The organism is Clostridium sp. LIBA-8553, from assembly GCF_057782465.1.
The window spans coordinates 2,133,443-2,152,388 of sequence record NZ_CM173489.1 but is presented as its reverse complement, the minus strand read 5'-3'; the positions used below and the strand labels follow the sequence as shown (position 1 = coordinate 2,152,388).

The following is an 18,946-nucleotide window of genomic DNA, read 5'->3' as shown; positions in this document are numbered from 1 at the left end:
AGATTATGAGTAAAAAAATAAAAAAAGGAAAACTTGCTCTACTAGCTCTAGCAGGAAGTGCTTTTATAGCATCATTAGTATATGATAAAAATCAAAAAAATAAAAAAGAAATGGAAAATTTAGAGTTAGAATTAGAAAATAAAGATTCTGAAGTTTAGTTTATAAAATAAAAGACACTAGTGTTTATGCTAGTGTCTTTTTTATGTATTCTTAAACTAAAGAATTAGCTTTTTCTAAAGCTTCATCAAAGGTACTTGCAAAATGATCTTCACCTAAATTGTTAATTAATCCCATTAGTCTCATAACCTTTTTTGGTTGTTCTTGTACTTCAGATAATATTAATGTAATATTACGAGATTTACAACTTAAGGCTATATTTTTTATTTGCTTATAACCAGTTACATCTAAAGTCTTTGTATGTCTCATTCTTAAAACAAGAACTTTAGCATCATCATTTATTTCTTTCATTGTATTCATAAAAGTATCAACAGCACCAAAGAATAAATGACCTCTTATGTCATATACAAGAACATTTTCTCCAACTTTAAGGTTTTCCATATCAGTATCTATAGTAGATTTATCAGAACAGTCACCTTCATTTAATTCATTTACTTCTATAGAAGTAGCAACTCTTCTCATAAATAAGCACATAGATACTAACATTCCAATTCCTATAGCAATTACTAAATCAAATAATACTGTTAAGAAGAATGTTGTTAATAATATGGCTATATCGCTTTTAGGTGCCTTAAGTATAGCTTTAAAACTTCTCCATTCACTCATATTATATGAAACTATCATTAATATTGCTGCTAAAGTAGTTAATGGAATGAATTTAGCAAGAGGCATAAATATAAGCATTATAAGTAATAATGTTATTGAATGAACCATACCAGATATAGGAGTTCTTCCTCCATTTTTTACATTGGCTGCAGTTCTAGCAATTGCTCCAGTTGCAGGTATTCCACCAAATAAAGAAGATCCTATATTAGCGACTCCTTGAGCTATAAGTTCAGCATTAGAATTATGCTTGTCTCCAATCATACCATCTGAAACTACAGCAGATAATAAGGATTCGATACCACCTAAAAGCGCTATTGTAAAGGCAGGCCCTATTAATGCTTTTAATGTTTCAAGATTTAAATTTGGAATATGAGGCATTGGAATAGTAGAACTTATTTTCCCAAATTGGCTTCCTATTGTTGCAACAGGTAAATTGAAAATAAATACAACAAAAGTAGTTACTATTAAGGCTACTAAAGAACCTGGAATCTTTTTATTAATTTTTGGCCAAAAAATAAGAATAGCTAAAGCTAATAATCCAATAGCTAAAGTATAAAAATTTGTAGTATTCATATGAGATATATATGCTTCCCACTTAGGTATGAACTCAGAAGGTGTTTTAGCAATTGTAAGACCTAAAAAATCTTTAATCTGAGTTGAAAAAAGTGTTACGGCTATACCAGATGTAAATCCTACTGTTATTGGATAAGGTATATACTTTATTAAGCTACCAAATCTCAATAAACCAAATAAAATAAGAATAATACCAGCCATAAATGTGGCAATTATTAATCCATCAATTCCATGGTTTTGAATTATGCCAAAGACTATAACAACGAAGGCACCAGTAGGTCCACCTATTTGAACTCTACTTCCTCCTAATAAGGAAATTATGAATCCAGCTATAATTGCAGTTATAAGACCTTTCTCAGGAGATACACCTGAAGAGATACCTAATGCAATTGATAGAGGTAAGGCAATAATAGCAACTATTATACCTGCAATTAAATCTTTAAAAAATTGTTCTTTTGAGAATCCATTCTCTTTATCACCAAATAAAGAGAGTAATTTTGGTTTATACATTGAAATATATCAGCTCCTTATAAAAACAGTCGATTTCTATTATATTACTTAAATGGGAGCTTTACAATTTCGTGGAACGATTTGAAACGTTATTAATTAGAAAATATGCTTTATTTACAAAAAGTTTACAAAATGTTTTTGGGTGGTAACCTATGTTACAGAAGAATAGGGAAAGATAAAATATAATTAAAATATAATTTATATTTAGAGGTGAAAATATGAGCTTATTTTTAGGAAAAATACATTTTTGGTTATTTGATAAAATAAAATGGTTTGAAAATTTAGAAGAGGAAGTTTTAGAAATAGCAAAAGAAAGAAATATGCCAGTAGATCAATGGGTTTCTTATGCTAACTTAACTTTTGGTGAGAAAACTCCAAACAAACCTTTAGATGAAATAATAGATGAAAGTAACATACATGGCTGGTTAGAATCAAGAATAAATGCAGCTGAAGGTAGATGCGCATATTATATAACTAATATGCTTAATAGGGATAAATCTGTGAAAGAAGATTTAATTAAACTTTATAAAAAACATGGTAGACTAAATGCTGAGGAATGTAAAAATCAATTAGATAAAGAGAGTGCTATTGAAATTTATACAGCCTTAAATGATTATATTTTAGATGGAATGCCTTGTGATAGAATAAATGAAGTTTTAGAAAACTCTAATGATAAAGTTGTATGGAGTATGAGTAGAGATTTACATAAGAGATTTTGGGATGAAGTGGATGGAAATGTAGAAGAGTTTCATAGTTTAAGAAATTCATGGATAACTACTTTTGTAGAGAAAATTAACCCTGAATTTGAATTTATAACTTATGAGAATGGAGATAAGGCAATATTAAGGAAATAAGTTTTAATATTAAATTTTATTTCTAAGGTAGAATTAAACAAAATAATATCAAATGAAATAGAATTATGGCATTTTGACCAAGACAAACATATTATAAAATATACCATTTTTAACATAGGAGGATAATATGTATTTGTCTCAAGGTGCCATTATAAGTATGGACTTAGGTAAAGATCATATTAAAGGAGAAAATACATCAGATAAATTAAAAGAAAATATTAGAGAGAAAATAAGCTATTTTTTTAAAAAGTTTATTGTTAATAATAATTTGAAATTTGTTGATTGTACTCCTTATAATGAAAAATTTTTTTTTAATGGAGAAGAACTAAAAAGCAGAGTTGAAAAAGTTAATCTCAGCAATTCATCTTTACACATTACATTAAATATTGATTTTTCAAAAGAAAATGAGATACTCTGTTTAGTAAATGAATTTGATCCTAGAGGAAAAAAGTTTGCAGAAAATATATGTACATCATTTGAAATGATTCAGTATAAAAATAAAGGAATAAAAAGTTCAGAAGTATATAATTTACTATACGTAAATAAGCCAAGTATAATAATAAATTTAAGTTTAGATGTGAATGATGAAATTGAGATGAGTGAGAAATGTTCTTTTATAGCTCAAACCTTAGTAGACTCAATTTTGACTTTAGGAACGAAATAATAAAGGCTGAGAAATTCTCAGCCTTTATTTTTTACTCTATAAATTTCTGGAGTTGTTTCATCTATTACTTCAAAACTATAACCAGAAGCTTTGAAGTGATCTATTACTGCAGGTAATGCTTTAACAGAGTTTTTGTTTATGGATCCACAATGCATTAAAAGAACTACGTAATCAGAGTTAGTAATACATTTTTTAAATATTGAATTTGGACTAAGGTTAGGATTTAAAGAATCGGTACTATCTACAGTCCAATCATATATTCTAAAACCTTGGCTATGTAAAGTTTCTACTAAAGAATTAGTAAGCTTATAGGCACTATTATTTGAGCCAAAAGGAAATCTAAGAGAAAATACTTTTTTTCCAATAACCTTTTCTATAGCGTCTTGTGCTTTAAGATTTTCTTGAATAAAAGAATTATTATTTCTATAAATTTTACTTCTTTCATGAGTAAAAGTGTGTACTCCTATAGAGTGTCCTTCATCATCCATACGTTTAACTAAGTCAGGATATTGTTCAACTTGTTCTCCTATTAAAAAGAAGGTAGCTTTGACATCTTTTTCTTTAAGTATGTTTAAAATATCCTCAGTAACCTTTCCACCAGGACCATCATCAAAAGTTAAAAAGATTTTTTTATTGTTATCCTCTAGTGTAGTTGCATTAACAGTTCCTGAGGAAACGTTAATTAAAGAAAAAGAGAAAACACATGTAATTAATAAAAGTATAAATTTTTTCATTTTGTCACTTCCTTAATTTCTGATTTTTGTATTTAAGATGTCTTAATTAGTATTGTCAGAAAATCATTAAATATAAGAGAAAATATATAGTAATTTTGAAACTAATAAGTGTTTTTTATTTTTTTCACTTTATGTTATAATTAATAAAATAAAAAATATAAAGAGAGTGATAATATATGGAGAAGTATTTAAAAATAGGATTAGGGATAATTATTGCAATACTTTTATTACAATTTGCATTTTTTATACTACCTTATGTTATAATTGGAGGGCTAATACTAATCTTTATAGGATGGGTATATTTTAAATTCATAAGAAAGTATGTTATTAAACGTAAAAATAAAAAAAATACTACAGAAACTTATAGTTATAAATTCACAAAAGAAGAACATAAATCAGAATCTGAAATGCAAGATGATGGACCTGTTATTGATGTTGATTTTGAAGAAGTAAAAGACGATAAGTAAGGATTGATTACATGAATTTTAGAAAGTTAAAAATATTTTTTGAAACAGCTAAATGTTTAAATATGACTAAAGTAGCTAAGTCTATGTATATAAGCCAACCATCTATAAGTCAAGCTATAGCTGAGCTAGAAAGTGATCTTGATGTTAAGCTTTTTGATAGAATAGGAAAAAAACTTTATCTTACTCATGAAGGAGAAGTTTACTTTGAATATAGTAGAAGAATTCTAAATTTATATGAAGAGGCTAACAGTACTATAAGAAGTAGCAAAGAGGGTCAAAAGGGCAAAATTGTTATAGGAGCGAGTACAACAATTGGAGTTTACATACTTCCTGAATTAATAAAGGAATTTAATGAATTACATAAAAATATAGAAATTTCTTTAATAATAGAAAATACTCAACTAATAGAGCAACTTATTATGGAAAATAAAGTTGACATTGCATTAGTTGAAGGGCATGTAATGTCAGATGAATTAGAGGTTTTAAGTGTAGGGCAAGATGAATTGATATTTATCGCCAATCCAAGTAATCCTATATTTTCAAAAGATAAAGTGACATTAAAAGATTTAGAATATGAAAAATTTATAATGAGAGAAGCAGGTAGTGGAACAAGAGAAGTTGTTGAAAACTATCTTATAAACAATGATTGTAATTATAATATGTATATGGAACTTGGAAATACTGAAGCTATTGTAAGAATCGTTGAAACAGGATTGGGTATAGCTTGCGTTTCTTGTAAGGCAATAGGAGATAAAATTAAGGATGGTTTAATAAAACAAATAAAGATAGATGGTGTGGAAATAAGTAGAGATTTATTTCTTATATATCATAAAGATAAGTTTATTTCTAAAAATTTAGAAATATTTATAGAGGAAATCAAAAATTCAGACATATAAAAAAAGGATATTATACTTAGTATTAAGTATAATATCCTTTTTTATTTTATAATAGATAAAAGAATATTGATATAAAATGACATAAACTTCCCAATAATATGAATATATGAAATATCTCATGAAATCCTAAGGCTTTAAATTCGAGAAACTTAGGTTTTAAAGCATAAATTACTCCGCCAATTGTATAAATTACTCCTCCTATTGCTAACCAAACTAAGGCTAAAGTAGGTATGTTTTTGAAAAATGGAATTGCACCTAAAGAAATCCAGCCCATTCCTATATACATAAGAGTAGAAAGTATTCTAGGACAATTAAACCAAACCATCTTAAATAAAATACCTAGTATTGTAAGGATTACTATTAGTGAAGTTATAAATATTTGTGCTTTGCCTTCAAGTCCAATTAAGCAGTAAGGCATATAACTTCCGCATATAAGTATAAAAATCATAGAATGGTCTAGACGTCTTAAAAATGCAATAGTTTCTTTTTTAGCATTAACTAAATGATAAATAGCAGAAGCGCTATAAAGTAAAATTAATGAAAATCCAAAAAGTATAACTGATAAAAGTGGTAATCCAATTCCATATACATAAGTAGCTTTAATTGTCAATGCTACTAGAGCAAATAAGGAAAGAATGGCACCAAATAAATGGGTAAAACCATTTATGGGCTCTCTAAAATAAATATTTTTCATAACATACCTCCAAGGAATAAATTCAAGTAGTTTTCAAAACTACGTATTATCATATTACAATTATCATCTAATTATAGGAATAATTCAACCTTTAAATTAAGGAGAATTTCAATAATATATAAAGAATATTGCCAAATAGCTTGAATTTATTTTAAATTACTAATAATATAATATATATAGAACGAAATGTAGTTTTAAAAACTATGTAATGCATTAAAACGAATGGAAGTGATTTTATGAATTTAAATAATTTGCTAGAAAACTTAAATTTAGATAAAAGTATAAACTTAGATGACATACCAGAATTAGATTTATATATGGATCAGGTAATACAGTTATTTGAAAATAAATTAGGTGAAAATAAAAGGTTTGAAGAGGATAAGATTTTAACTAAAACAATGATTAACAATTATGCTAAGGGCAAATTGCTAATGGAGATTAAAAATAAGAAATATACCAAAGAACATATTATATTGATGTGCTTTATATATAATATGAAAGGAATACTAGCTTTAAGTGATATAAAATTAGCTTTAGGAGATATAGTTGAAAAGTATAATAAAGAAGAAATTAACTCTAATGATATAAGAGAATTATATAAATTGTATTTAAAAGGCCATGAAAAAAATTTAGATGAAATGAATAAAGAAGTTAGTACTGATTTGAATAATTTAGGAGAAAACTTTGATTCCTTAGAAAAGAGTGAAAAAAGATTGTTAATTTCTGCAATACTTGTAGATAAGGCCAATATGTATAAGAGATTAGCAGAAAAAATATTAGATTTTGAATAAAATAGGAAAAATATCAAAAGTATAATTTGTAACAATTTGTAAAATGTAGTCATAATATATACTAATCATATGATGAAATTTAGGAGGTAGATTATGGACTACAAAGAGTACTGCAATGATCAATATGGAGGAATGAATGATTTAGAAGAATTATTTGAGGATATAGATTGTCACAATGATGATTATGAATGTCATGAGAATAATGATTGGGAATGTCATGAAGATGATAGAGATTGTTGTAAAAGAGCTAAACCAAAACCAATGCCTAAGATGGGAACTATTGAAGTTCAATCTTTATTAGGATGCTCAGATGGAGATCCAATAAGCGGAATGGCAATTCAATTATACAAAGTAGATTGTAATACTGGATTTGAACTTGTAGATTGCAAAGAGACAGATCGTTGTGGAAAAGTTGTATTTAAATGTTTAGAGGATGGATTATATGCTATTAAACAACCTGTAGATCGTTGTTATTTTGAAAATCCAGAATACTATCCATGTTATGAAGTATGTATCTCTCCAAGAAACAAATTTGCTAGAGTCATAATAATCAATAAGTTTAGAAAGAGAGAAGAAGATTGTAATAGACCACCAAAACGTTGTAGGTGCAAAGATCTTGATGAGTGCAATAGTAAATCAAGACGTAGCAGATCAAAACGTTGTAGTAAATCAAGACGTTGCAGTAGATCAAGGCGTCGTAGTAGATCAAGATGTTGTAGATGCTGCGATTAAGATTGTAAATAATTAGCAAAAACCTTATTTATAGGCCCATAGAGAAATCTGTGGGCTTTAATTTTTAAGAATAAAATTATATAATAGCTATAGTTTAAGTCATAATGATTATATAGGTTAAGCAAAAGAAAGGAAAATTATATGAAGATTAGAATTAAATATTTTGAGGGAGCAACTAAGTTAAAAAAAATAGTAAAAGGTAACTGGATAGATGTATATGCTAATAAGGATGTATTTGTTGAAAGTGGAGAAAGAGCCATGATACCTTTAGGTTTTGCCTTAGAACTTCCTAAGGGATGGGAAGGACATTTAGCACCTAGAAGTTCAACTTTTAAAAGTTGGGGAATAATACAAACAAATAGTGTAGGTGTTGTTGATGATACATACATAGGAGACAATGATCAGTGGCATATGCCGGTTTATTGCTTACAAGGAAAGCATGTTGAAGTAGTAGATGGAAAAGAAATGAAAGGCACTTGGGTAAGACAAGGAGATAAAATAGGACAATTTAGAATAATGGAAGTTATGCCAGAGATAGAATTTGAAGAGGTTTCTTCTTTTGGCAATGAAGACCGTGGCGGATTTGGTACTACAGGAGTAAAATAAGTTAGATATAAAAAAGGCATAGAGTATTAGGGCTCTATGCCTTTTCTATATTTGGCTATGTTTTAAACTAGTGTTGACTTTTACATATATCTGTAAGCCCATCGTAATGAACATCTAGTATTACATCATATACAAAAGAATAATAGCGTTAAGAAGATTTTTCTGTTTGAGCGGAGCGAGTTTAAAAGCTTTAGCTATTATTCTGGAGTAGATGATAGCAATACTTTGTGAAATTAAGTTAGGTCTGAAAGAATATCTAAAAATCACAATTGACCTAAAATATAGCTCTATATTTTAATCTTCCAGAGATTCAGAAAGTTCTTCCCAAGTTGCATAAAGAGAATCTATTTCTTCTTGAACTAAGTTTATTTCCTTATTAACTCTTATACTTTCTTCAGGATTTGAATAAACTTCCTCAGTACAAAGCATTCCTTGAAGTTTTTCAAGTTCTTCTTCCTTTTGAGGAATCATCTTTTCTATTTCTCTTAACTGAGCTCTTAAAGCCCTAGCTGATTTCTCAGCTGTTTTTTTCTTTTTTCTTTCCTCTTTAATTTGTGTTTTGGTTTTTCCTTGGTTTATTTCTTCATCTAGATCCTCGTATCTATTAGGATTGGCTTTTTTGTCCATGTAATAGTTATAATTTCCTAAGTAAGTTTTAAGACCATCTTCTTGAAGTTCAACTATTTTATTGATAACTTTATTTAAGAAGTATCTATCATGAGAAATTACTATTAAAGTTCCATCATAGCTTAAAATAGCATCTTCTAGTGCCTCTCTAGACATAATATCTAAATGGTTAGTAGGCTCATCTAGAAGGAGAAGATTAGCTTTTGAAAGCATAAGTTTTAAAAGGTTGATTTTACACTTTTCACCACCGCTTAAAAGAGAAATCTCTTTAAACACATCATCACCAGTAAATAAGAAAGATGCAAGATAATTTCTAACTTCAGTAGTAGTAAGATTAGGAAAATCATCCCAAACCTCATCTATTATAGTTTTATCAAGATTTAAGTTAGATTGTTCTTGATCATAATATCCTGTAAATACGTTCTTACCAAGAGAGACAGAACCTGAATCTTGTTTTATCATGCCCATTATTATTTTAAATAGAGTGGTTTTACCTCTACCATTTTCACCTATTAAAGCAACTTTTTCTCCACGTTTTAAATCTAAATTTACATTTTGGAATAGAAGATTATCATAGCTTTTCTTTAAGTTTTCAATATGAAGAACATCATTTCCGCTTTTAACTAAAGTTTCAAAACTTATTCTAGAAGCTTCTTTTATAACTTCGGGAGCTTCTAAACGCTCCATTTTATCAAGGGATTTTTGTCTACTTTCAGCAGCTCTAATGCTTTTCTCTCTATTAAAGGAACGAAATTTTTCTATTATTTCTTCTTGTCTTTTTATTTCAGCCTGTTGTAGGTTATAAGCTTTTAATCTAGCCTCAATATCTTTCTTTCTAAGTTCAAGAAACTTAGTATAACTTGCGTTGTAGCAATGTATTTTTCCACCTATAAGTTCAAAAGTAGTATTAGTTACAGAATCTAAGAAAAATCTATCATGGGAAATAACAAAAACAGTTCCTTTATAATTATTAAGATATTCTTCAAGCCATTCTATAGCTTCTAAATCTAAGTGGTTAGTAGGCTCATCTAAAAGGAGTAAATCTGGTTTCCTTAAAAGCAATTTACAAAGAGCAAGTCTAGTTTTTTGCCCTCCACTAAGATTTATGATTGGAGTGTTGAAATCTTCTTCCAAGAATCCTAATCCTTTAAGAACTCTAGAAATTTCTCCTCTAAAAGTATAACCACCTCTATTTTCATAAAGTTCTTGAGAAAGAGTGTAGTCTTTTATAAGCTTATTATGATACTCTTCCTTAGAAGCATCATAAGGCTCATTAAGTTTTTCTTCTAAATTTTTAATTTTATCCTCAAGTTCAGTTAAAGAGGAGAATACAGAAAGCATCTCATCATAAATAGTGTTTTCACTATCTAAAGATAAATTCTGTGAGAGATATCCTAGTGTTTTGTTTTTATCTAAAAATAATTCACCGTTATCATAATCAATTTGCTTGGTAAGAATTTTAAATAATGTTGATTTTCCTTCTCCATTTGGACCTATTAAACCAACTTTGTCACCTTCATTTATATTAAATGTTACATCTCTTAAAATCTCATCAATACCAAAACTTTTAGTTAAGTGTCTACAGCTTAAAATAATCATTTTAAAACTCCCATCATTGAATTTATAGTATTAATCAATACAATTATACTAATAATGAGATATTTCATCAAATTAAATGTATTAATAGTCAAGGAATTAGGCATATATTAAGTTTTTTAAGAACCTAATTTAGCACGTGAGAATAATATATACTATTGGAGTGATGTGGTATGAATAATAATTATAGAGATTTGTTTATAGGTATTGATGATGAAATAACTATTTATAATGGGAAAAAAGTAGTACCAATTAATTTAGATAATGGGGCTACTACTCCTGCTTTAAAAGAATGCTTACGGTGTGTCAGTGATATGCTATATGTCTATAGTTCAATAGGAAGAGGAAAGGGATATAAAGCTAAATTCTGCAATGAATTCTATGAAAATTCAAGAAAAAAGATTCTAGAGTTTTTTCATGTTAAAAACCCTGATGACTATACAGTTATATATGTAAAAAATGCTACGGAAGGATTAAATCTTTTAGCTCATTCCTTAGTAAATAAGAAGGATTATGTAATAAGTACTAGAATGGAACATCATGCAAATGATCTTCCTTGGAGAGAATGTAGTAATGTAGTATATGTTGAGGTTGATGAATTAGGGCTTTTAAAAAAAGATGAGATAGAAGAATTAATTAAAAAGCACAAAGGAAAGGTAAAGTATTTAACAATAACAGGAGCATCTAATGTAACAGGATATTTAAATCCAATAAATGAAATAGCTAAAATAGCTCATGAACATGGAGTGAAAATAATCGTAGATGCTGCACAGTTGGTAGCTCATAAAGCAATAAATATGGGGGGCACAGGAAATAATGATCATATAGATTTTCTTGTTTTTTCAGCTCATAAAATGTATGCTCCTTTTGGAACAGGAGTTGTTATTGCATTAAAGGAAGTTATAAAAGATAAAGAACCTTTGCTAAAAGGTGGAGGTGCAGTGGACTTAGTTTCAGATAATAAAGTTTATTTGGATAGTGAGCCAGAACGATTTGAAGCTGGTACACCTAATATAATAGGGGTTTGTGCACTCTTATCTGCTATTAGAGTAATAAATTCTATAGGATTTGAAAATATAGAATTAACAGAGACTGCTTTAAAAAGGTATTTGCTAGATGGATTAGAACGCATGCCTGATATAATAACATATGGAGATTCTAAATGTGAAGATAGAATTGGAGTGGCAGTATTTAATGTGAAAGACATTCATCATGATATAGTATCAGAAGGACTAGCAAATTTTAGGGGAATAGATATTAGAAATGGTACTTTTTGTGCTCATCCTTATGTTAGAAGGTTATTAAAGCTTAAAGATGAAGAATTTTTAAAGTTTGCCTATAGAGCTAAACCTAGGCCAGGTATGCTTAGAACGAGTTTAGGACTATATAATAATAAGTACGAGATAGATGAATTTTTAAATACTTTAGAAATAGTTAAGCAAAAAGATTTTAAGCTTTGAAGTTTATTCTAAATAAATTCTTTTGTGTATTTAATTTAAGAATTTATTTAGAATATTTTGTGCAAAAATCACAGAAATAAAATAGTTTTCTTGTATAATAATAATATAACTAAATTAAAAAGTAAGGAGAAGAGATATGAAAAAACCATCAGAATATCATAAAGAAGGATATACATGTGCAGAGGCTATAATAAAGTCTTATAATGAGGAGTTTAATAAGGATATACCTGTAGCTTTAGGTAGTGGTATGGGAACAGGTATAACTGTTGGAAGCTTATGTGGAGCTATTAATGGGGCAGTAGTAGCTATTGGATTTATAAAAGGAAGAGAAAGCAATGAAGAAAAGAATGAAGCAAGAGCTTATTCAAGAGAACTTATAAATAGAATAAGAGAAGAGTTTAATTCAGAAATTTGTTTAGATTTAAAAAAGAATAAGGTAAGCTGTGCAGAAATAATAGATTTTTCATATGAGACATTAAAGGATGTACTTAAAGAAAAATAAAAGACATGCATCTTATGCATGTCTTTTATTATAATGTGGGTAATTTGAGTAAAATAATATCTATAAAACAAAACTATGATAAAGAGGAAGAGAATCTCTATCCTCGAAATCGCTAATTAAAGGTTTAAGGTATGATAAACCTTCTTCAGTAATATTATTACCTTCTGAGTTTATCCATTCAGTTGGGAAATATTTTATATTGTTAGCTATTTTATCTGCCTCAATTAAGAATGTAGAACTTTTATATGGGAATGAAGATTCTCTCTTTATTGCTACCATATATCCACCTTCAGAAGTAGTAGAAGCTTCTAAAGCGGCTTGCCCTACCATTACAGCTTCATTTACATCTATTTGTGATGAAGAGTGCATAGCACATCTTTGTAAAGTATTAAGCTCTAAAGATTTAACTCTGTTTGTTATACTAGCTTGAATTATTAAGTTCTTTAAGTAAGCTCCTACACCACCTAATTGAGCATGTCCAAATGAATCTCCATTTGCTGCAGTTTCAGTAAGAAACTTTCCATTTTCATTTTTTAATCCTTCAGAAGCTACTATATACACATGTTTCTTTTCTTTAAATATTCTAGATACGTCAGTTAAAAAGCTTTGTACTGAAAACGCTCTTTCAGGTAAATATACTAGGTCAGCACATTGAACTCCGTTTATAGTTGCTAAAGCACCAGCGGCTGCTAACCAACCTGTATCTCTTCCCATAGTTTCAACTATGAAAATTCCATTGTTAGTATAAACTTTTGAGTCTAAATAAGTTTCTAAAACAGCTGTAGATATAAATTTTGCGGCACTACCAAAACCAGGTGTATGATCTGTGTGCATTAAATCATTATCTATTGTCTTTGGAATTCCAAAGAACTTTATATCTATATTTTTAGCCTTTGCATAAGCATTCAATTTAGCTGTTGTATCCATTGAATCATTTCCGCCTACATAGAAGAAAGCTTTTATATCAAGTGAATTTAAGATTTCAAGAAGTTTTAAGTATTCTTCTTCACTTTCATGTAGTGGTTTTAATTTGTATCTACAAGAACCTAAACCTGATGCAGGTGAATTTTTAAATCTTTCTAATTGAAGATCATCAAGTTCTGAAAGGTTTATTATGGTTTTGTTTAATATACCTTCTATTCCGTTTAAACCACCATAAACATTATCATATAATTTTAGTTCCTTGTTAGCTTTAACTAATCCATAAACGCTTGAGTTTATTACTGAAGTTGGACCACCAGATTGAGCTATAATACAATTCATTTAAAAAATCTCCCCTTTATGTTAAACACATTAATACTTAGAAAAGTTAAATGTGCTATACTATTTCGTTTAATATCATACTCTGTTTATTAATATACACTATATTTATTAAAAAATAAAGTGAAAAATGCAAAAAAATTTATATTTTTTTTATAAATAAAGTTCTATATATACGGAGAAGTGTTGATATTGCTGGTGTTTAATTGTTTTTATGATAAATACTAATATGATATACTATTTGATAAATAGTGTATCATAATTGAAAATGTTTTCTTGGGTTATGGGGAGTATAAAAAAGAATTTATAATATATTGCTATTTAAGTATTTGTAGTATGATATAATTTATAATAATGATTTAAATATTTGTTTAGGAGATTGTTATGGAAGTAAAAGAAATATTTAAGGCTAAGGGCGTAAAGATTACCAAAGCTAGATTATTAATATATGATTTGTTAAAAGAAAGTGATAGAAGTATTACTGCTGATTATATATATAGTAAGTGCAATGATATAAATTTATCTACAGTGTACAGAACTTTAGAAATATTTTTTGAAAAAGATTTAATAGATAAATTTGATTTAGGAGATGGAAAGAGTTCTTACAAGTTAAAAGATAAAAATATGCATAAGCATGTTTTAGAGTGTGACTTGTGTCATAAAGAAATAGAAGTTCCATGTCCAATGCAACAAATTGAGGAGCTTTTAAGAAATCAAACAGGATTTAAGGTTAAAGAACATAATTTAACTTTAAAAGGAATATGTGAAGATTGTATTAATCACAATAAAAAATAGAATAGTAGTCAACGAGTAGAATTAGTATTGATTTACTTAAATCAATAAAGATATATATATTTGCAGTCTTATTTATTTTTACATTTATATTGATGCTGAATTAGCAATTTTAATATAAAAAAAAGCTATGAAGTAGTGAATAAAATTATTCATACTTCATAGCTTTTTTTATTAAATTGTATGAACTTACAAAAAAGAATTTATAAAGAAAATCTTAATAAAAACTAAAATTTGTTCATTGTTTAAAGTAATTAGATTACTTAAAATGAGGTAAAAAGGGGTGTTTATTATATGATAAAGTTTGAGGGGAAAAAGAATAATAATTTAACTATAGTAAATATATATAATTTCATAAGAAAAACTGTTTATCCAAGTGGAGAATTTGTTGAGGATGATTTCCAAACAGTAGTTCAAGAAATTGAATTAATAAAGCAATATGGATTTCCAGCTACATATGCTCTAAAGCATGATGCTTTAATGGACGAAAGATTCACAAATCTTATAAAAAGTTCTGTAGATGAATATGATGAAGTTGGAGCTTGGTGGGAAATAACAGAGGAGTTAGCAAGAAAGGCTGGAGTAAAATGGAAAGGAAAAACTCCAATTGATGATCATGTTCATATAGGATATTCCTTAGGGTATAGTCCAGAGGATAGAATCAAAATGGCTGATGTTTATATGGAGGATTTCAAAAATATTTTTGGGCACTATCCTAAAACTGTAGGTTCTTGGGTTATTGATATAAGAACTTTAAGTTATTTAAAAGAAAAATATGGTGTAATAGGAGGGGCTATTTGTAGAGATCAAATAGGAACCGATGGATTTACACTTTGGGGTGGATATTTCAATCAGGCTTATTATCCGAGTAAATTAAATGAATATATACCAGCTCAAAGCGAAGAGATGCAATTAGACCTGCCTTTATTTAGACTTTTAGGACCAGATCCTATATATAATTTTGAGGAGGGATTACGTCCAGAGCTAAAGGGAGTTCATACTTTAGAGCCAGCATGGATAATTGGACAAAGTAAAGAGTGGGTAGATTGGTTTTTTGAGTGTTTAACTGATGAAGATGCCTTAGGTTTTTCTTATGCTCAAGTAGGACAAGAAAATACATTCTTATGGAATACCATGTACAAAGGATATGAGGTTCAAATAGAGCATATTTATAACTTAGAAAAAAAGAATAAAGTTAGAGTTGAAACTTTAGTTGAGAGTGCACTTTGGTATAAGAAAAAATACAAGTTAACACCTCCAACTACATTTGGAGCCAAAAAGGACTGGAATACTTATAATATGAAAACTTTATGGTATAACAGTAGATTTTATAGAAGTAGTTTTTTATTTGAAAATAATGTTTTAAGCATAAGGGATATTCATTTATTTAATGAGAACTATAAATCTAGATATTATGAGAGCTCATTAGATAGTACTGAAAGTATATTTGATGCATTACCTTTAATGAGACCACATTATTGGAAAGATGAAATAAATGAAAGACCTGAAATAAGTTTTGTTAAAGCAAAGAGAATTGGTGTATATGAAAAAGTAGAAGGAAAATATTTAGACTTTAAAGCAATTGGAGAGGAAAAATATGAAATCTTATGGCATCTTCATGAAGATGAGAAAATAAGAATACTTTGTGAAGAAGACAAGATTAAGATTAATTTTAATGTGAAATCTCCTGAAAAATATATGATTTGCTTAAATACTTTACCTGTTCTTAAGGAATTAAATTTAAATACAATTTTATGTGAACACAATAATTTTAAGTATAAAGTTTCTTTAATTAAAGGTAAGTTTACAATAGATGAGGACTTTAAAATATTAATAACTTCTGATGACGGTGAAGTTGTTATTGATTTAAATGAAACCAATAAAATAGTTAAGGAAAAAGAATGCTTTAATGAGGAATATTTAAAAAATAGAGAACAAATAGATGAATATGTGCCAGAATATAAGAGATATTATAAAAGCAACAAAGTTAAGTTAAGAGCTTTTAGGCCTATTGTAAATATTGATACTTTATTAGTAAATAAACCTTTTACTAAAGAGATTCTTTTAGGAAAAAAAGATAAAAAAGGAGAGATTAGATATACATTAGATGGAACTGAGCCAAATGAGAATTCAACTTTATATAAGGAGCCAATAGTTGTTAATGATAGGGCATTTATAAAAGCAAAAGTTTTTAAAGAAGGATATAAGCCAAGTGATACTATTGAAAGTAGAATATATGTTACTTTACCAATAGCTGATATTAAAGGCCTAACTAATCCTACAAATCATTATATGTACAATAAAAATGGAGTTTATGATTTAATTGATGGACAAAAAGGAAGTTTACATTATACTGACGGAAGATGGCTTGGATATACAGAGGATATGGAAGTAATAGTTGACTTAGGAGAAATAAAAGATATTAAAGAGGTTATGGTAGGCTTTTTACAAGATACAAGGGCTTGGATTTATTATCCTAAGTTTGTAGAATTCTATTCTTCAATAGATGGTAAGGAGTTTTCTATTTTATCAAGAGAAGAAAAAGACCAAAATGAGAAGAGAGAGGAGGTTGGTAAAAAAGACATTGTGGCAAGAAAAGAGAGTAAAGCTAGGTATATTAAGATATTTGCGAAAAATGAAGAGGTATGTCCACTATGGAGTATTATGCCAGGAGAAGGACCAACATTCATGTTTGTAGATCAAGTTACTGTACTATAAAAGATATTTTAAATTAGATAAAAGGTCTTTTATAAATTTCTAATTAAAAAAACATATGCTTTATAAAAAATAAATTCAAATTATTTTTTATAAAATAATTTTATATATTTAGATTAAATATAATATGAATTATAATGTGTAATAATAATTTTTTGAGATACACAGGGGGAAAAATGGACAAGAGAATTGACTTAACAGAAGGAAAAATAACAAGCAACCTTATAAAACTTTCCATACCAATTATGGCAACTTCTTTCATACAAATGGCTTATAATATGGCTGATATGCTCTGGGTTGGTAGAATAGGAAGTAATGCTGTAGCAGCCGTTGGAACAGCTGGATTCTTTCCATGGCTTGGTATGGCTTTTGTAATGATTTCTAAAGTAGGAGCCGAGATTAAAGTCGCACAGAGTTTAGGAAGACATGATATTGAAAGCACAAAGGATTATATAAAGAGTGCATTTCAAATTAATATTATACTTTCTATTTTGTATTCAATAATTCTACTTTTATTCAATAGTCAGTTAATAGGATTTTTTAATTTAGGAGATGCAGAAGTTATAAAAATGGCTGAAACCTATTTAATTGCTGTTGCTTTAGGAATGATATTTAATTTTTTAAATCCTGTTTTCACAGCGGTATTTACAGGTTCAGGAGACAGTAGAACTCCTTTTATAGCAAATACAATAGGGTTAATATTTAATATAGTATTTGATCCAATATTAATATTTGGAATAGGGATATTTCCAGAAATGGGGGTTTTAGGTGCGGCTCTTGCAACTGTTATAGCACAGGCTATAGTTACATTTAGTTTCTTATATATAATGATAAAGAGTAAGGCTGAACACTTAAAGATAAATTTATTTAGTGGAATAAAGATAAATTGTATAAAAACATTATTCCATATTGGATTGCCAGCAGCTCTTCAAAGTGGGTTATTTACTGTTTTTTCAATGTTTATAGGAAAAATAGTAGCAGTTTTTGGACCAGTGCCTATAGCTGTTCAAAAAGTAGGATCACAGGTTGAAGCTATTGCTTGGATGACAGCAGGAGGAATATCTACTGCTTTAAGTAGTTTCGTTGGTCAAAATTATGGGGCTGGAAAGTTAAAAAGAATAACTAAAGGTTTTAATATAACAATGATAATTTCTCTTATAGTAGGAGTGTTTGCTTCAGCTGTATTGATATTTTTGGGAGAGGAGATATTTAGAGTATTTATACCAGAAGCACAAGCTATTGAACAAGGAACAGTTTATTTAAGAATACTTGGTTATTGCCAAATTCTTGTGTGTGTTGAAATAACAACAACAGGCGCATTTAATGGACTTGGAAGAACCTATATTCCTTCAATAGTAAGTATATTACTAACTGGTGCTAGAATTCCAATGGCATATATCCTTTCAAAACCAGAATTTTTAGGCTTAGATGGAATTTGGTGGGCTATAACCATAACTGGAGCTTTAAAGGGAGTAGTAGTATACGCTATCTATAGATATCTTTATAAGAAGAATAAACTTTTCAAAGTTTATAAAGACAATAATGAATTAGAGTGTGTAAATATATAATCTTTAAATTTAGGGAAATTTAAAGTGGGCATAAAAGAGTAATTAAGATTAAAACATAATTCAAGTTAAAAGAAAAGTCTATAAGTAGATATTAAAAATATCTTATCTTATAGACTTTTTAT

The 18,946-nt window shown here is 28.2% G+C and carries 18 protein-coding genes; 13 read left to right on the top strand and 5 right to left on the bottom strand.

What is annotated here, in order from left to right:
* Positions 1-5: 5 nt before the first annotated feature.
* Entirely contained in the window at positions 6-158 is a 153-nt protein-coding gene (locus tag AC2JAQ_RS09515; RefSeq protein WP_423238832.1) for a hypothetical protein, read from the top strand.
* A gap of 52 nt (positions 159-210) precedes the next feature.
* Here AC2JAQ_RS09515 and AC2JAQ_RS09510 read toward each other — a convergent pair whose 3' ends face one another.
* Positions 211-1,866, bottom strand: a complete 1,656-nt coding sequence (locus AC2JAQ_RS09510) for a SulP family inorganic anion transporter (RefSeq protein ID WP_488456234.1) — start codon at positions 1,864-1,866, stop codon at positions 211-213.
* A 218-nt stretch (positions 1,867-2,084) separates the two neighbouring features.
* On the opposite strand from AC2JAQ_RS09510, the gene AC2JAQ_RS09505 reads away from it, so the two are divergent.
* A complete protein-coding gene (locus AC2JAQ_RS09505; protein WP_488456233.1) occupies positions 2,085-2,720 on the top strand; it encodes a hypothetical protein in 636 nt (211 codons plus the stop codon).
* 127 nt (positions 2,721-2,847) lie between these two features.
* Entirely contained in the window at positions 2,848-3,384 is a 537-nt protein-coding gene (locus AC2JAQ_RS09500) for an N-acetylmuramoyl-L-alanine amidase CwlD (protein WP_488456232.1), read from the top strand.
* A gap of 17 nt (positions 3,385-3,401) precedes the next feature.
* Here AC2JAQ_RS09500 and AC2JAQ_RS09495 read toward each other — a convergent pair whose 3' ends face one another.
* Positions 3,402-4,118, bottom strand: coding sequence for a polysaccharide deacetylase family protein (locus AC2JAQ_RS09495; RefSeq protein WP_488456231.1), 717 nt, complete (start codon positions 4,116-4,118; stop codon positions 3,402-3,404).
* Between the two features lie 176 nt (positions 4,119-4,294).
* Between AC2JAQ_RS09495 and AC2JAQ_RS09490 the strand changes: the two genes are divergently transcribed.
* Together AC2JAQ_RS09490 and AC2JAQ_RS09485 are read left to right on the top strand one after the other, a co-directional pair.
* Entirely contained in the window at positions 4,295-4,585 is a 291-nt protein-coding gene (locus AC2JAQ_RS09490) for a hypothetical protein (protein WP_488456230.1), read from the top strand.
* A gap of 11 nt (positions 4,586-4,596) precedes the next feature.
* Positions 4,597-5,481: a LysR family transcriptional regulator gene (locus tag AC2JAQ_RS09485; protein ID WP_488456229.1), complete on the top strand. Its 885-nt coding sequence runs from the start codon at positions 4,597-4,599 to the stop codon at positions 5,479-5,481.
* 46 nt (positions 5,482-5,527) lie between these two features.
* On the opposite strand, the gene trhA is transcribed toward AC2JAQ_RS09485, so the two are convergent.
* Entirely contained in the window at positions 5,528-6,175 is a 648-nt protein-coding gene (trhA, locus tag AC2JAQ_RS09480; protein WP_488456228.1) for a PAQR family membrane homeostasis protein TrhA, read from the bottom strand.
* Positions 6,176-6,411: 236 nt separating this feature from the next.
* Between trhA and AC2JAQ_RS09475 the strand changes: the two genes are divergently transcribed.
* The 3 genes from AC2JAQ_RS09475 to AC2JAQ_RS09465 all read left to right on the top strand — a co-directional run bounded on the left by AC2JAQ_RS09475 (position 6,412) and on the right by AC2JAQ_RS09465 (position 8,304).
* The gene (locus tag AC2JAQ_RS09475) at positions 6,412-6,966 is read left to right on the top strand and encodes a DUF1836 domain-containing protein (RefSeq protein ID WP_488456227.1); all 555 of its coding nucleotides are present in this window, start codon (positions 6,412-6,414) and stop codon (positions 6,964-6,966) included.
* A 93-nt stretch (positions 6,967-7,059) separates the two neighbouring features.
* A complete protein-coding gene (locus tag AC2JAQ_RS09470; RefSeq protein ID WP_488456226.1) occupies positions 7,060-7,698 on the top strand; it encodes a hypothetical protein in 639 nt (212 codons plus the stop codon).
* Positions 7,699-7,839: 141 nt separating this feature from the next.
* Complete coding sequence (locus AC2JAQ_RS09465; RefSeq protein WP_488456225.1) at positions 7,840-8,304, top strand: dUTP diphosphatase; 465 nt, start codon at positions 7,840-7,842, stop codon at positions 8,302-8,304.
* Between the two features lie 294 nt (positions 8,305-8,598).
* Here the strand turns inward: AC2JAQ_RS09465 and AC2JAQ_RS09460 are convergent, their stop codons facing one another.
* A complete protein-coding gene (locus AC2JAQ_RS09460) occupies positions 8,599-10,530 on the bottom strand; it encodes an ABC-F family ATP-binding cassette domain-containing protein (protein ID WP_488456224.1) in 1,932 nt (643 codons plus the stop codon).
* 170 nt (positions 10,531-10,700) lie between these two features.
* On the opposite strand from AC2JAQ_RS09460, the gene AC2JAQ_RS09455 reads away from it, so the two are divergent.
* Positions 10,701-11,987 carry an aminotransferase class V-fold PLP-dependent enzyme gene (locus AC2JAQ_RS09455; RefSeq protein WP_488456223.1) on the top strand — a complete coding sequence of 429 codons (1,287 nt, stop codon included), beginning with the start codon at positions 10,701-10,703 and terminating at the stop codon, positions 11,985-11,987.
* 136 nt (positions 11,988-12,123) lie between these two features.
* The gene (locus tag AC2JAQ_RS09450; RefSeq protein ID WP_488456222.1) at positions 12,124-12,489 is read left to right on the top strand and encodes a C-GCAxxG-C-C family protein; all 366 of its coding nucleotides are present in this window, start codon (positions 12,124-12,126) and stop codon (positions 12,487-12,489) included.
* Positions 12,490-12,549: 60 nt separating this feature from the next.
* Here the strand turns inward: AC2JAQ_RS09450 and AC2JAQ_RS09445 are convergent, their stop codons facing one another.
* Positions 12,550-13,752 carry a 6-phosphofructokinase gene (locus AC2JAQ_RS09445; RefSeq protein WP_488456221.1) on the bottom strand — a complete coding sequence of 401 codons (1,203 nt, stop codon included), beginning with the start codon at positions 13,750-13,752 and terminating at the stop codon, positions 12,550-12,552.
* A gap of 381 nt (positions 13,753-14,133) precedes the next feature.
* Between AC2JAQ_RS09445 and AC2JAQ_RS09440 the strand changes: the two genes are divergently transcribed.
* The 3 genes from AC2JAQ_RS09440 to AC2JAQ_RS09430 all read left to right on the top strand — a co-directional run bounded on the left by AC2JAQ_RS09440 (position 14,134) and on the right by AC2JAQ_RS09430 (position 18,824).
* On the top strand, positions 14,134-14,544 hold the full coding sequence (locus tag AC2JAQ_RS09440) for a Fur family transcriptional regulator (RefSeq protein WP_488456220.1): 411 nt from the start codon (positions 14,134-14,136) through the stop codon (positions 14,542-14,544).
* Between the two features lie 291 nt (positions 14,545-14,835).
* Positions 14,836-17,259, top strand: coding sequence for an FN3 associated domain-containing protein (locus tag AC2JAQ_RS09435; protein WP_488456219.1), 2,424 nt, complete (start codon positions 14,836-14,838; stop codon positions 17,257-17,259).
* A gap of 173 nt (positions 17,260-17,432) precedes the next feature.
* Positions 17,433-18,824, top strand: coding sequence for an MATE family efflux transporter (locus tag AC2JAQ_RS09430; protein ID WP_488456218.1), 1,392 nt, complete (start codon positions 17,433-17,435; stop codon positions 18,822-18,824).
* Positions 18,825-18,946: the final 122 nt, after the last annotated feature.